The sequence below is a fragment of the Nostoc sp. genome (genome assembly GCF_036917535.1).
Lineage (GTDB): Bacteria > Cyanobacteriota > Cyanobacteriia > Cyanobacteriales > Nostocaceae > Nostoc.
In genome coordinates this window covers 13,055-27,505 of record NZ_JBALDA010000036.1, presented here as the reverse complement: position 1 = coordinate 27,505, position 14,451 = coordinate 13,055, and the positions used below count along the sequence as shown (strand labels likewise).

At 40.5% G+C, this 14,451-nt stretch carries 10 protein-coding genes; 3 read left to right on the top strand and 7 right to left on the bottom strand.

The window, feature by feature from the left end:
- The first annotated feature begins 224 nt into the window (after window positions 1-224).
- Entirely contained in the window at window positions 225-887 is a 663-nt protein-coding gene (locus V7K56_RS12415; RefSeq protein WP_334910812.1) for a DUF1361 domain-containing protein, read from the top strand.
- 221 nt (window positions 888-1,108) lie between these two features.
- Here V7K56_RS12415 and V7K56_RS12410 read toward each other — a convergent pair whose 3' ends face one another.
- Window positions 1,109-1,585: a hypothetical protein gene (locus tag V7K56_RS12410; protein ID WP_334910810.1), complete on the bottom strand. Its 477-nt coding sequence runs from the start codon at window positions 1,583-1,585 to the stop codon at window positions 1,109-1,111.
- A 271-nt stretch (window positions 1,586-1,856) separates the two neighbouring features.
- Between V7K56_RS12410 and V7K56_RS12405 the strand changes: the two genes are divergently transcribed.
- A complete protein-coding gene (locus V7K56_RS12405; RefSeq protein ID WP_334910808.1) occupies window positions 1,857-3,029 on the top strand; it encodes a baeRF3 domain-containing protein in 1,173 nt (390 codons plus the stop codon).
- Between the two features lie 116 nt (window positions 3,030-3,145).
- Here the strand turns inward: V7K56_RS12405 and V7K56_RS12400 are convergent, their stop codons facing one another.
- From V7K56_RS12400 to V7K56_RS12380, 5 genes are all read right to left on the bottom strand, one after another.
- A complete protein-coding gene (locus V7K56_RS12400) occupies window positions 3,146-6,493 on the bottom strand; it encodes a TIM-barrel domain-containing protein (RefSeq protein WP_334910806.1) in 3,348 nt (1,115 codons plus the stop codon).
- Between the two features lie 161 nt (window positions 6,494-6,654).
- Entirely contained in the window at window positions 6,655-7,359 is a 705-nt protein-coding gene (locus tag V7K56_RS12395) for a hypothetical protein (RefSeq protein WP_334910804.1), read from the bottom strand.
- Window positions 7,360-7,440: 81 nt separating this feature from the next.
- A complete protein-coding gene (locus V7K56_RS12390; RefSeq protein WP_334910802.1) occupies window positions 7,441-8,772 on the bottom strand; it encodes an FG-GAP repeat domain-containing protein in 1,332 nt (443 codons plus the stop codon).
- A 520-nt stretch (window positions 8,773-9,292) separates the two neighbouring features.
- Window positions 9,293-9,463 (bottom strand): hypothetical protein, encoded by a 171-nt coding sequence (locus tag V7K56_RS12385; RefSeq protein ID WP_334910800.1) that lies wholly within the window; start codon window positions 9,461-9,463, stop codon window positions 9,293-9,295.
- A gap of 66 nt (window positions 9,464-9,529) precedes the next feature.
- A complete protein-coding gene (locus tag V7K56_RS12380; RefSeq protein WP_334910798.1) occupies window positions 9,530-11,878 on the bottom strand; it encodes a putative PEP-binding protein in 2,349 nt (782 codons plus the stop codon).
- A 910-nt stretch (window positions 11,879-12,788) separates the two neighbouring features.
- On the opposite strand from V7K56_RS12380, the gene V7K56_RS12375 reads away from it, so the two are divergent.
- The gene (locus V7K56_RS12375) at window positions 12,789-13,247 is read left to right on the top strand and encodes an MgtC/SapB family protein (protein WP_334910796.1); all 459 of its coding nucleotides are present in this window, start codon (window positions 12,789-12,791) and stop codon (window positions 13,245-13,247) included.
- Between the two features lie 61 nt (window positions 13,248-13,308).
- On the opposite strand, the gene recF is transcribed toward V7K56_RS12375, so the two are convergent.
- A complete protein-coding gene (recF, locus tag V7K56_RS12370; protein WP_334910794.1) occupies window positions 13,309-14,433 on the bottom strand; it encodes a DNA replication/repair protein RecF in 1,125 nt (374 codons plus the stop codon).
- Window positions 14,434-14,451: the final 18 nt, after the last annotated feature.

Sequence of the window (14,451 nt, the reverse complement as noted above, 5' to 3'; positions counted from 1 at the left end):
TTAAGCTGGTTGATTGATAAATTTCATCCTCCAGCATAAAATACACAAAAACTCTAAATTTTGGACATATAGCAGATTGCATTTACTTTTAACTGATACAAAAATCTTGTCTGATGTTGGAGGAAATTAATTTTCTTGAAGCCTACAAAAACTCGATCGCTAAGGTTAACACTAACACTACAGAGTGAATATACATCAATCAAACATCTTCCGAGTAAGCACCTATGAAAGAAGAATTGATATCCAGAGTCGTGCAGGTCTTGCGAATTAATATGAGTTGGATGACTTGGAATTTATTTCTGGCTTTTATACCTTTGGCTTTGAGTGTCTGGCTATTTCGCATGAGACGTGGTGGCACTTGGCTTTGGTGGCTAGGATTCTTAGTTTTCTATGCTTTCTTACCAAATGCACCATATTTGTTGACCGATGTAATTCACTTAATAGATGATATTCGTACAATTCAATCGGTGTGGATGATTACTTTAGTACTCATTCCTCTATATTTGCTAGTAATTTTAAGTGGATTTGAAGCTTATGTAATATCGTTAATTAATTGGGGTCACTACTTACATCGCATCGGCAAAAGTCAATGGATTTGGCGCTTTGAGTTGATTACGCATTTGCTGTGTGCTATTGGTGTGTATTGGGGGCGATTTTTGCGTTTCAACAGTTGGGATTTTATTACTCAACCCGATGCCGTATTGACTAAAGGTGTCGAAGAAATTCTCGGTAAACAGCCATTGGTAATTATTGCTATCAGTTTTGTAATCCTTGTCGGGTTGTACTGGATTATGAAACGAGTAACTTTGGGTTTTGTTAGGCAACCAAAAAATGTATATCCTCTTAAGACAGAACACTCCGATCCTAATACTCCAAATGCTGGATGATTGAAAGCTAGAACACAGCACTACTAAATCTTCTAAATGCTGCCGTTCAGTACCAAGATTATCGTAGGAATTATGATGAACATCTAAATCATTTACTGCTCCACAAATTTAATTTGAAATTTACGTCCAGATCGTTGTAATGCAAGTTTTCGGACTTCCTGCCAATCCTGAGAATATATATTCATAGTAGTTTAGCAACATAAAATATTTATTTATCAAGATCAAGTGGTTGCGTATTTAAGTATTCGTTCCCATTCCCAACGCCATGCAGTCTCTACCAGCAATTCTTTACGGTTAGTGAATACAATGTACTCTTTTCCTCGGTCATAAACAATATTTGCAACAGTTTGATTACGCAGATTATAACCCCAAATCTTGGCAGCACTCTCGTACCATCTTTGCCCTTGAGATTGCAGTTGGGGTAGACCCAGCCATTCATCACGCCAATTTTTTGGTTTCCACTGTTCGTTAAGTGCGCGGATTAATACGACACTAGGATATTCCATTGATTTTTCTTGCTGCTGCAACCAAATCCAATACGCAATGACAGCTTTTAAAGCATCTTCAAGTCCAAAACAACATACTTCTAAGATATCCTGCACATCTTCTCTGCTAAAATCTACACCAATTGCAGATAATGCATATTCGTATTGCTTAAATATCTCGTACTCTATTGAGTCTTCCTCCCAAAACCTCATACTTAACCACCCTCCTAACAATTGACCTCATAATTCTTCTTAAGCGACCTATTTCTCCATCTAAAGGATAGTGTATACAATTGCTAATTTCTTATCAAAAGAAAGATGCAACAAAACTCTCCTTCGACTAAACTCTCCTTGAGGTGAAATAAACTCAGAAGCAAACGGTTGAAGTTCAACCGCCATCACCTGAGAATAACGTCCTATCAGATCGTTGAATATCGATGGTCTGGTCTGATGTATCTGGTCACGTTGATAGGAGGGGTATAATATGCAATTAATCTCTAGAGAGGAAATCAAGACATTAATAGAACAGCCAAAAGGAAATTGTGTTTCCATTTATATGCCAACGCACCTAGCCGGGCCAGAAGTGCGACAAAACCCAATTCGCTTTAAAAATTTGGTCAAGGAAGCGGAGACTCGTTTAATTGATGCGGGTTTGGAACAAAAAGATGCGATCGCATTGTTGGAAAAATCCCATGAACTTGATACCCAAGAGTTTTGGGAGCAAATGGGAGAGCACGGGCTGGCGATTTTTATTTCTGAAAATATTTTTCGCTATTATACCCTGCCAATTGATTTTCAAGAGTTGGTCGTGGTTACAGACCGATTTCACATCAAGCCACTGCTGCCAATTTTAAATGGTAATGGTCGCTTCTATATACTGGCTTTGAGCCAACAAGATGTTAGGTTCTTCGAAGGAACACGCTACAGCGTCAATGAAGTAGGAGTAGAGAATCTCCCTAAAAGTCTAGATGAAGCTTTGCAAAGAGACGAGACTGCTCAAGAAGGCCAGTTTCGCATCGCCACATCAAAAGGCGGAACCGCCAATACTTCTTCGCAACCAGGCACATTTCACGGACAGGGAAGCCCTGAGAGGGATAAACATCAAGAAGACATCCTCCAATTCTTTCAAATTGTTGATGGCGCATTACACGAGAAACTGCGATCGCAAAAAGCGCCTTTGGTGTTGGCTGGGGTAGAGTATCTCTTACCTTTGTATAGACAGGCAAATACTTACCAGCATTTGATGGATGAAGCTATCACTGGTAATCCAGAAATCCTCAGCGCCCAAGAGTTACATAATCAAGCTTGGCCGATTGTCGAGGCTGATTTTCAAAAGTCACAGCAGGATGTTTTAGAGCAATTTCACGAATTGTTTGGTGGTGATAGTGGTAAAGCATCTAACAAGCTCGAAGAAGTTGTCTCAGCGGCTTATTACCAACGCGTGGATTCATTACTAGTTGCAGTTGGTCAGCAACAGTGGGGTTTATTCGATCCAACTTCAGAAACAGTTTATTTACATCCAGAAAAAGAAGCGGGTGATGAGGATTTGTTGGATTTTGTTGCTGCTCATACTTTATTAAACGGCGGCACGGTTTACGCTATTCCCTTTGAACAGATTCCATATAGCACAGCCGTTGCGGCGATTTACCGATATTGAACGCAAAGCTTTAGTAGCAGAGACTAATAGCTAGTGAATACAACCATAGACGCTGCTACCGCTCAATATCCGATTTTTCTCCCTCTAAAGGTTCTATTTTCCTAAAGCGATCTACATTAAACGTATTTTATGTTTATAGTGATCGCCTCTATAGCGGACGGAATGTGATCGAACACCTTGATGAAAGTGATATCGATGTTCTCGTTGTAATACCAAGCATTCTTTTCAGAATCGCTAAGTTTTTTAACTCGTTCGTCAAGAGTCCCATCTTTAATTGGGAGGATTTCTAGCTCGTCTATGCTGACGCTCTGCAAGGGAGATGAATTTCTTATGTTAGATTTTACGTCCCTTGCAGGTAATTCAGATGGATCGTGCAATATCGCAACAAAGAAATATTCTTCCTTTGGCTTGTAATCGTCGTGGATACGCGTAATCCAAATAAACCGCTCTTTATGATCAAGGCGATAACCATAACTGTGTGTGATGAGTGTCTGCCGATATTTCCCTTCACCTTTCTTGTCACTTCCAGGTAATTCTTTTATCAGTGCGGGAGAAGAGGGAGTCTGCCGATATTCCCCTTTACCTCTCTCGTCACTTCCAGATGATTCTTCTTTTGATGCGGCAGAAGAGGGAGTCTGTCGATATTCCCCTTTACCTTTCTCGTCACTTTCAGATGATTCTTTTTTCGGTGGGGGTGGGGCAGAAGAGCGACTTACTCCATCATCTAAGTACATGTAGTACTTCCTAAAGTTATGCAATGCCAATTTTTCGTCACCATCAGGAATATTTGTGGTTTCTCCAGGATAGATGTTAATGGTAATTGGATTAGGCAATCCTTTGGCGTTGAGTTCACCAACATACTGTTCAAGCTCAACTGTGGGAATAATCGCTCCTGCACGCACGTAGATCGGCACAATGAAGTTAATATGGTTGGGGTCAGCACTTAGATGGGCATCGAACTCACGGATGGTAGTACCGCCTTCCACGGCACCATCCAGTGGCTGTCGGTTATTTTTAAAGCAATACCAATCACTGCTTGCGGGAAGGTAAATATCCCGTTTGCCGCGACACTTATTCTCCTCATCAAGGATCGGGGCTACCAGCAAATCTCGACCAACAAAAAACTGATCATCTAAAAAGGAAATCTTATCATTGTAGAGTGACTTATCTGTTGGGTCGTTGAGGAACATGGGGCGGCAAATCGGCTTCCCATTGAGGCAATTCTCGAACATTGCATCATAGAACAACTGAAGTAGGCGATACCGTAATTCAATGTAGTATTTGCAAACTGGAAGTACCATCCGGTATTGATCTTGTGGTTCGGGAGGATTGCCATTAAACCATTCCATATATTGAAATGGTTCTTGGAATTCTTTCCGTCCTTTCCGCATATAGTGGTTACGGAACCAGGGGAGGAAAGCACCCGCAGCCGTCCAGCGCATGATCAGTTCTGGCCCTGCCCACTTTTCTGAGTCATTCGCCGCCTCAAACCCGCCGATGTCCTGACCGCAAATAGACATACCGCACATTCCCAGAGAAATGACTTGCGATATATTCATCTTTAAGAAGTCCCAAGTCGAACTGTTGTCCCCCGTCCAAAGTGCTGCAAAGCGGTGCATTCCAGTGAAACTGCCGCGTCCAACGATAAAGTTACGCTTGTTTTTTCGCTCCCCTAGTGTGTCTGGAAAATTTTCGCCCAGTTCGTTGAGACCGTGATATGTGGCTTTGTGGAGGTTGTAGGAAAACAAATTCCACATTTTAATAAATGGTGTCTTTTCGGGATTATTGTCGGAGGTAAAGTCATTAGTTACTAGTAGTCGGAAGGGAAAACTCCGCATATCGCCTCGATTGTTACGAATTGCTGGTGTCGTCATATCCTGCCAGACAAACTCTAAGCCCATTTCAAAGAGATATTTATATTGTTTGCCCCACCACTTACGTATCTCTAATATTCCTAAATCGGGGTAATGACCAGATGTCCCAAGCTCTTTTTCACCTTCTTGAGTATGTACATTTCCATAGTACACTTCACCCGTAAAAGGCTTCCCGTCATCATAGTTCGGGCAGTTAGGTTTGTTGAGTTTTTCGTGTCCGCCGTCGTAATCTTGATAATACCAGGTTTCAGTTTCTTTTGCCTGATGACGTTCATCAAGGACGAAATATTCTTTCTCCAATCCCTCTTTATAGGTTTGGTAGTTCAGGTCGTTGTTGCTAATGATAGGGGTGATATTTGTGCTACATTTAATCCCCTTTTCTTTTAACCAAGCAAACATTCCTTTTGGGTCGGGGAATTCTTGCTCGTTAATTGTAAAGGTTTGATATTTGTTTTGTACATCTACATCGATGTGAAGACCGTCGAGTGGTATGTTGTTATCCCGATACTTTTGAACAACCCACTCTAATGCTTTGCGATTTTCATATCCATAACATCCTTGGTGGTATCCTAAAGCATAGCGAGGTTTCAGGCGAGAGCGTCCAACGATTGAAGTAAAACCATCGATGATGTTAGCGGCATTTTCGCCTAAGAAGAAGTAATAGTCAAGATCGCCAAAACGAGTCCCGTACATATACCGACTGGAGTTGGCGTAGCCGATATCGATCAAGATTTGAGAGGGATTGTCAATATAAATCCCGTAAACACTATTTTGATGGGGAACGCCGTTAAATTCCATAAAGAAAGGATCGGAGTGGTAAAGCGGTTCACGCCCATCCAAAGGCCCGACATTGTAGACCTGGCGATAGCGCATATTGTCAAAGTTGAAATAATTGACTTGTGCGGTATTTTTACATAGTGATTTTCCGCCTTGTTCCCCAAACCCAATATATTTAGCAGTCGCTGGCTTTTGAATTACCTGAAGAATTGCGTAATCCTCTTTTTCTGTACCATTGAACGTGTAGTAAATCCCATTTTGTTCGGTTTCCCAAACTTTAAATTCTTCGCCTTGCTCATCAGAATTATTATACCAGTTAGGGTAGTTGAAGACTTGAATTTGGAAAAAATTGTAACTCACAACTACCCGCATTATATTCTTGATAGAATTAAATTCACTCTTATACTGAGTCACTAGCTCGATATAAGAATCAGTTTGATTTGACTTTATCCAGAATTCCTCTTGTTTATCTAAAACTTTTCTTAAATCTTCAGACGTATCCTGAACGACGGAGCGTGTGTTCTGAAAAGTATAACTGTCTGATCTATCGGAAGCTAATCGATCTGAAGTTTTAAAAGGGTTGAAGCGAACTCTGAAAATATCTTTTCGCAGGAATTCGAGGAGCATAAAGCAACGTTTCCCTACTTCTCCATCAATATTGTCGAACCCGATAGTCAATGTCTTGTTCTCTTCATTGAATGATACAGAAACAGCCTTCTCAATTTTGTGCCATTTTTTGTAATCTGCAAAGAATTCTTCAACCGTAACAAATCTATAGGAATGGGAGTTGGAAATGGAAATTGAATCAGACATGAGAATCTCCTAGATTATGCTTTAAGAAATTTCAAAAAACTACACCTGTAGATATTCCCATACTCAATATCAAGAGATAGAATGACTATCTCTAAAAATTTGAGATGGAAATAAGGAAAAGAATCGAACGCCTCGATTCCTTAGCACTGAATTAGCTAGCTTTAAGTAGGGTGATATTCGATCGCTAACCAAATACTGTCTGTATCGGCATAGTATTGATGCCAAGGATAGACATATTTTTGATTTTCCTGAACTTGGCAAAATGGGACAGATGTGGTAAATCCTGGACTCATTAACATATCTTCGTAGAGAGAGTTCAATGCTTCTTCTTTAAATTTCTGCATTCTTCCCTGACCAAAGATTTGGGTATGAATCTCGATAAAGTTGTGCTGGTTATGGATAACACAATCAGAATTTGAAGGAGCAAACCATAAGTTAACCTTGACGGAAAACCTTTCTTTTTGTTGGGGCGTACTCCATTGTCTTGTCATCGAATAAGGATCGAGTTCTACGATTCCTGCCTCATCCTGGGGAGAACGCCACAGTGGTACATCTTTGGGAAAGCCATCAATAAGATCACCTAATAAACCCCAGTTTGGCTCAAAGATGAGCTTGGTGATGTTGTTAGTTTCAACCACCTTAAACAAAAGTAAGGATTCTGCTTTTTGGATGATGGTATCGTTAAGAATGGTGGATGAAAAAGCGGGAATAACGCTGGCGGGAGCTTGGCTGAGGTGAGCATCTGAGGCTTGGGGATTGATGACGATAGTACGGTTTTGGATGGAATAGTTTTTGACGTTTTCAATGTACTTCGCATCGATGTAAGCACCAGAAAAGTTAAGTAGTTTGACTTTGTTGGCTTCCATCAGTTTTTGAGGTTAAGTTCAATGACTAATTGATGGGACTGTAGCTGAATCGATGGTGCGATCGCACAGTTTCAAGCTCCTCTACGTTTTGGCAAAGTCGTTATAGTAAACAACAATGGATGGATTTTCTGTACAATAATATCCACCTACGGAATAGCCGATAGTGGCAAAATCTAATCTGCCATCACCATCAAAATCTGCAACGGCGATCCGTGCAGCAGAATCTTCAGAAATACGCCATTTAGCAAACACGCCATTTTTAACATCTATAGCCTTGTAGTAAAAGACACCTTGCCAAGGCATTGGCCCTCTCAAAGCAACGAGAAACTCATCGTCGCCATCTTGATCAAAATCTGCACAAACTACGAAATGTCCTGGCCCTTCTCCAATTACATTGGGATCGTCATAAACATCTAATACAACTCTTTTCCAAGCACTCTTAATAAGAGAAGAACTACTCTCATTGTTTTTGCAGTAAACAACTACTGTATTGCCATGAAATGGTTCGACGGCAGCGATGTAGGCAAAATCATCATCTCCTACCTTACCTGCGTCTACATCACCACTACCTTTGAAACCTGTTTTATTTACTTGACCTATTTCACCTGTGCCGATCACTTCCCCGTACCATACACCATCTTCAAGGCTGAAATAGATCCATGTAATCCCTTCTTCAGAAGCAATCAGTGCGGAATCAAGATTCGAGCCAGACTCAATGTTATACTTCTTGACTGATACGCCGTGAATGACATGGAAATAAATTAAACGGGCATTTTGATCTTCAGGATCTGGCTTTTTATTATTTTTCTCATAGTATTTCTTGTCGTATACTTTGAGAGCTTCCTCCTTCCACTCTTTTGCTCCATAAAGGTCGTCAGGTTCAGTGAATAGCACAATTGGTGTAATCGAGTGAACATCATTTGGCTTCCCCACAATAGGTAAGCCAAGAACCTGTAGTTTTGTTTCCTGCGTAAAATAGCCTACCTTGAGGCGGTGCATGGAAGTAGCGCGGCCAATGTAATGGCTTTTCCAATACGGTTCAGAATTACCTGGATTTTCCAGCCAAACAATTTTGCCTCCTTCAGGATCGCAATTCACCATTGTCTGACCGTATTGGTAACAAATGACGATATCATTCCGTCCATCCCTATTGACATCTACATGGTGCATACCAACAGGACCAATATATTTGGCAATTAGTGTCTTTTTCCAATCATTGTTTCGATACCAAGTTACTTCACCTTGACCTAGCCCATATCCCACGATATCTGCTTTAGAGCTACTATCTATGTCTTTGGAGTCACCATCTACGTTAAACGCTTCAATCCAATAACCGTCTTGGCGACGATCTTCAACTAGCTGCCGTCTAAATTTAGGGATAGAAAATTTGTACATCTGTTTCTTAATTATCATGTCTCTTGTTCTACCTAAGCAAGCGAGTGCAATAGACTATCAACCAAGCTGCACCTAACTTGTAGCCTATTCAATGCTTGAATTGCTTTTGTTCAGATGCGATGTTTGATTAGAGAACTCAGATATTAACTTGGGGCAATTAGTAGTAATTCACCAGGGTTGTCACCGCCCTTAGCTTTCAACTAACCACTTTAAATCAAGTAATTTGCTTACTGGCTCAGTATTTTTACTGAAAAATAGGTAATTATACATTTCCTTTGTAAATTTCAGTGTGCTTTTTTGTTGAGAAGTGATAAAAATACAAATAAACTTAATATATTTGAATTAAGATACTGTTGATATAAATACTGAAGTATAAGCTATAGGGTATACAAGAAAACATAAAAGTTTTTCTCATCTGCAAAGGCTGAACTTCAGTCTTTTTTTTGTCGCAAATACTTATTACATTAACAATTCAGCAGTAATGACTTCTGAAATAATGGAAAGCAATTGCTGGCTTTTTACTTGGTCAACGCCTCATCTATATCTGTAGAGCGGGGCCATCATTCCAATATTCTCTTAAAAGCTTAAACCCAGGATTGTTTCCCAAAATTTCTGCCATCTTAAGTTTCTCCATCTTTACAGGACGAGCGGTACATCTTGCAGCGATCGCCTCATGCCACCATTTATCAGCAGCATTTGGGACAGCCAAAGCGGAATATATGCAACTGCTCAGACTTTCTGCAAAATCTAAAATCCAAAATTGAATTACTCTTAACTAATGAAGTTTTCGTCGTGCTGCTGCTAAAATTAAACGTTGTTCAGCACGAGCGATCGCTTGATATGTTCGCTCGACTGCTTCTGGTTCAACAGAAATGGAAGTAATACCCCATTCCACTAATTTATCAATAATTTCTGGGTAGAGGGCTGGTGCTTGACCGCAGATTGAACAAGGTATATCGGCACTTTTAGCCATCTGGATCAATTGAGCGATCGCACCCATAACTGCTGGATGACGTTCATTAAATACTTTTGCTAGCTGTCCTTGTTCTCGATCCACTCCTAGCAATAATTGGGTCAGGTCATTTGTACCAATAGAAATTCCCGCCACACCTGCCACAACATATTCTGGTAATAAAAACAAGACACTTGGCACTTCTGCCATCATCCACAATTGAAACTCCACCACTTCGGTTAAAAAAGCTTGCTCAACTTTACGACGGCAAAAGACAAATTCTTCTACAGTCCGCACAAAGGGCAACAGTAGATTGACATTGGTGTAGCCAGCCTGCTGTACGCTCACCAATGCTTTCAGTTCCAGCTCAAAGACTGCGGGATTTTGTAAATAGCTAAAAGTACCACGTTCGCCCAACATCGACTGGGGCGAAGATTGTAAACTATCACTCAATGATGGTAAATCCTGCGATCGCCAATCTAAAGAACGATAAAAAACTGGCCTTGGTGCAAAGGCACGGGCAAACTGCATAATCTGCTCAGACCATAGCTCTAACAATTCTGCCTGACGCCCGCTTAAAATCCAACTATTGGGATGTTGCCCGTTTAATATATTTAGTACCATCAATTCTGAGCGCAACAATCCCACTCCATCCACAGGCAGGTTTTGCACTTGTTCTATTAAAGTGGACTGACTCAAGTTAACCAGCAGTTGGGTAGCAATCATAGGTAGATGAGACGTAACAGAAGCATAGGGCGCTTTCGGGTTAAGGTGATAGGAGGAAAGAAGATTTTCTTCTCTGCCTTTGTCCATCTCCTTCTTTAAGTCTCCTTTGATGCGAAAAACTTCTCCTCTGTCGCCATCAAGCAGCAGTCGTTCGCCAGTTTGGATTAAAGTTGTGGCAGATGTTGCGTTGACTACTGCTGCAATACCTAATTCTCTAGCCAGAATTGCCGCGTGACTGGTTAATCCCCCTTGTTCTGTGATAATACCACCAACTTGTTGCAATAATGGCAACCAATCAGGTGTAACTGTTGGTACTACTAAAATCACTCCCTTGGGTAGTTGTTCGGGTTTCTGTTGCGGATTAATAATTACCAGGGCAGTGGCTACAACCCGTCCTCCGGCTGCTCCTAGTCCCCGAATCAAGTGTGAGTGGGGAATTATAGATTGTGAAGGACTAACTTGTGTGATGTAGAGCTTGCCAGATGTAGTTTGATCGGCGATAGTCCATTTAATCGTAAAGGTTTTACTTAGTTCACTTACTAGTTGAGTTCCCAGAGCAATTATTTGTTGTAAATATTCTTCTTGTAAAGAGTACTGTTTTTGTTGGGCTTCTGGAAGTAGATAGGTAATCAGACAAGTGCGATCTGGTGTTAGCAATAAATTGGGTACGGGTTGCGAAAAAGCTCCAGATGCTGCATCATCAACACCATAAGCCAGCATTTTATTGCCCAGTTGTTGCTCAAGCACAACTTTAGTTTCCGGTTGAATGTAGTAAATATCTGGTTGTACTTCACCAAGAGCGATCGCAATTCCTAATCCCCAAGTAGCTTCAATTTTCCACCCAGAGGAATTGATTGTGAGCGAGCCACTGGCGATCGCATTCTCAACAGGTTGCACCAAAACTGCGAGATTAATTTGTTGGAGATTTATTCCTGAGTGCTGCCAATATAATAGACTTCTGGCCCGAAATATTTGGCTCCAGGTACGTTTTAGAGCCAAAGCGATCGCTTCGGGTTCGCACTGGCAAAATACTGACTCCAGCAAACCCGATATATTTTTCATATTTGGGTTAGCAGTCGATACTGCCAAAGAAGGTCGAAGAATCAAACAGCTAGTTTGCCATTCTCTAGCTGCTTGGAAAATTGTACTTACCCACTCCTGGGTTACAGTCGCAGTCAGAATTTCTTGGCGCAAGCGACTAGCTACCTGCTGAAGTTGACGCCAATTAGTGACATCCAGGTGTAATGAAGAATAAGGTAAGTCAGCGACTAATGATTCCGAACTATTGAGATTTTCGAGAAATTGTCGCAAAATTTCTGCCGAAACTACAAAACCAGGCATCACCGGATAGCCGCGCTGGATAATTTTGCTCAAGTAAAAGGCTTTGTCACCTACTTTGGCGCGGTCTTGTAGTTTAATTTGATCTAGCCAGTAGAGTTTATTCACTCAATTTGTTAGTTGTCTATTTGTATCCACAGCGATTTATTTTTGGTATGTTATCAGGTTAATCTACTTAATTCTGAATAAAAAGGTACTTAGGACTTACAGCAGTTTTCTTTTGGATGAATTACAAAGTTACGGATTTTGAAGCAGGATACAGGAGGTAGAAACTCCTGACAGCATAATTCAGAATTCAGAATAGGCTGCGCCCCACTGCGCTAACAAAAGTCAAAAGTAAAACAGGCTTTATACCTGGCTTTGAGACGAATTGTTGTGTACTTCAGCAACCTTAAATACGCTGTATCCCTCTTCTGTCAGTCTCCGAAAACATTTGCCATTTCTGAATTCTAGAGCTTTTATATAGCAAGCGATCACGCGATTCTTTTCTAATAACAAATCCAAGACCAATTTTTTTCTAATAGTATAGCTTGTATTGATTGCCTCATGAGGCTTCTAGCGATCGCCCTCTTGGAAAGTGACAGAAGAGGGGTATAGCTGATTTGCTCGATTTGTACATGGCTGTATCATATTTAATTGTTGAGTGTATGGGTTAAATTTAACAATTTAAGGTATAATTCTCTAGCTAAGTTATTTTAAATAGCCAAAAAACTATTTAATAAACTTAAAATTTATGTAGTTTGTCCAAATTACGATCATTGCTACAATTTAACAATGCAAATCTCCATTTACTGGGCAGAATAATATCTTATTAAAAAATAATCTTAATAATGGAAAATATTAATTCTCAGTTTCAAAACCATTACTGAATTGATAGAATCCAAATATGAGATAGGCTATTGCACTATACTCATTGGATTAAACTCCATTAATAAAACATTAGAATAGTTTTGTACTATTTTTATAAAAATATTACGATTTAACCTAGTATATAGAATTTTTTATATCAGACTAAACATTGGCAAACACTTACTACCTTGCAACTGATGATTGGCTGAATATCAGCTTCCGGCTATGTACTGCATTGCTTATTGGAGCAATCATTGGTTTAGAACGTCAAATTAGGCGCAAACCAGCTGGTTTAAGAACTCACATGCTGGTGAGTTTAGGTTCAGCTTTATTTACCTTGATAATTTTGCAAATAGGAGGACTGCAAGCTAGTCCTGATGCACTTAGCCGCGTGATTCAAGGGATTGCAGCTGGTGTAGGATTTCTTGGTGCTGGAGAAATTATGCGCCAATCTTCTCAAGAATCACAGCAATTTGAAATTCACGGACTCACCTCAGCAGCGGCTATTTGGGTTTCATCTGCATTGGGAATTGCTGCTGGCTGTGGTTTATGGCAGTTAGTATTAATCAGTGCAATGCTGACTTTTTTAGTTCTCAACGTTTTTAAAAGGTTAGAGAAACGAGATTAGTAATTAGTTATCTATTATTTTTAATAAAATTTAGTTGCAAACTGCTGTATGATTTTTAGAATTATTGATGTTGCATTATTTCTCCTGCCTTCACAAAAAGGATTTGTGAAGATTTTAACCATTGGGAATCAAAAGAACCCAAATGAGTAGTAGTAATCAAGGTTTGAAAACGGTCTTGAATAGCATCAAGCAATTGATTTTGGCGGGATAAATCTAGTTCAGCAAGAACATCATCAAGTAATAGTAATGGTGGCTCTTTGACGACTTCTTCAATTAATTGTAATTCGGCTAATTTTAAGGCTAGAACCAGCGTTCGTTGTTGTCCTTGAGAACCGTATTGACGAGCGGGTGTCTGGTTAATGGTTAATTCTATTTCGTCTCGATGGGGACCAACAAGGGTAGTACCTTGGTGCATTTCAGCAACAGCTCGCTGCTGAATTTTTGTTAAAAAAGCTTGCTGCACTTCTTCTGGCTGGTTATCCTCTAAAGGAATATTAGGTACATACTTGATTTGCAGAATTTCTGTACTGCCACTAATACTGCCGTGCCAGGTGGTAGCAATGGGAGCTAATCTTTGGATAGCGCGATCGCGTCGTCTAATTACCCTAGTTCCTGTAGTAGCTAACTGTGCATCCCACAGCGCTAGTTCTGATTGTAAAGACGTTGCATCTAACGTCTCTACATGGCGTTTTAAAAAGGCATTGCGCTGGCGTAACACATGGTTATACTGCTGCAAAATGTGAGCATAAACTGGTTCCAGTTGAATTAAAAGTGTATCTAACCAGTTGCGGCGACCTTCGGGGCCGCCGCGTACTAAGTCTAAATCCAAGCTGGAAAATTGGACTGCATTGAGAATGCCAAGAAAATCTATTTGGCGGCGAATAGATTCACCATTGAGAGCAACGCTACGGCGACCATTGCGGCGCAAGGTCAAGGTCAAGTCACTAATACCTGTTTGTCGCTCAAGGGTGGCATTAATTTGGGCTATGGCTTCCCCTTCTTGAACTAAATCGCGATCGCGGGTGATGCGGTGCGATCGTAATGTCGCCAGTAACTCCACCGCCTCCAACAAATTCGACTTTCCTTGAGCATTATTACCTACCAAAATTGTTTTGGCAGCAGTAAACTCAACATTTTGGTCTTGATAATTGCGAAATTGTCGGAGGTGAAGAGTTTTCAGGTACATGGTAATAATTGGGCATGG

What these genes read in the sequence shown, in the direction of transcription:
- V7K56_RS12415 (WP_334910812.1), top strand. Translation starts at nt 225, where the DNA reads ATGAAAGAAGAATTGATATCCAGAGTCGTGCAGGTCTTGCGAATTAAT.
- V7K56_RS12410 (WP_334910810.1), bottom strand. Translation starts at nt 1,585, where the DNA reads ATGAGGTTTTGGGAGGAAGACTCAATAGAGTACGAGATATTTAAGCAA.
- V7K56_RS12405 (WP_334910808.1), top strand. Translation starts at nt 1,857, where the DNA reads ATGCAATTAATCTCTAGAGAGGAAATCAAGACATTAATAGAACAGCCA.
- V7K56_RS12400 (WP_334910806.1), bottom strand. Translation starts at nt 6,493, where the DNA reads ATGTCTGATTCAATTTCCATTTCCAACTCCCATTCCTATAGATTTGTT.
- V7K56_RS12395 (WP_334910804.1), bottom strand. Translation starts at nt 7,359, where the DNA reads ATGGAAGCCAACAAAGTCAAACTACTTAACTTTTCTGGTGCTTACATC.
- V7K56_RS12390 (WP_334910802.1), bottom strand. Translation starts at nt 8,772, where the DNA reads ATGATAATTAAGAAACAGATGTACAAATTTTCTATCCCTAAATTTAGA.
- recF (WP_334910794.1), bottom strand. Translation starts at nt 14,433, where the DNA reads ATGTACCTGAAAACTCTTCACCTCCGACAATTTCGCAATTATCAAGAC.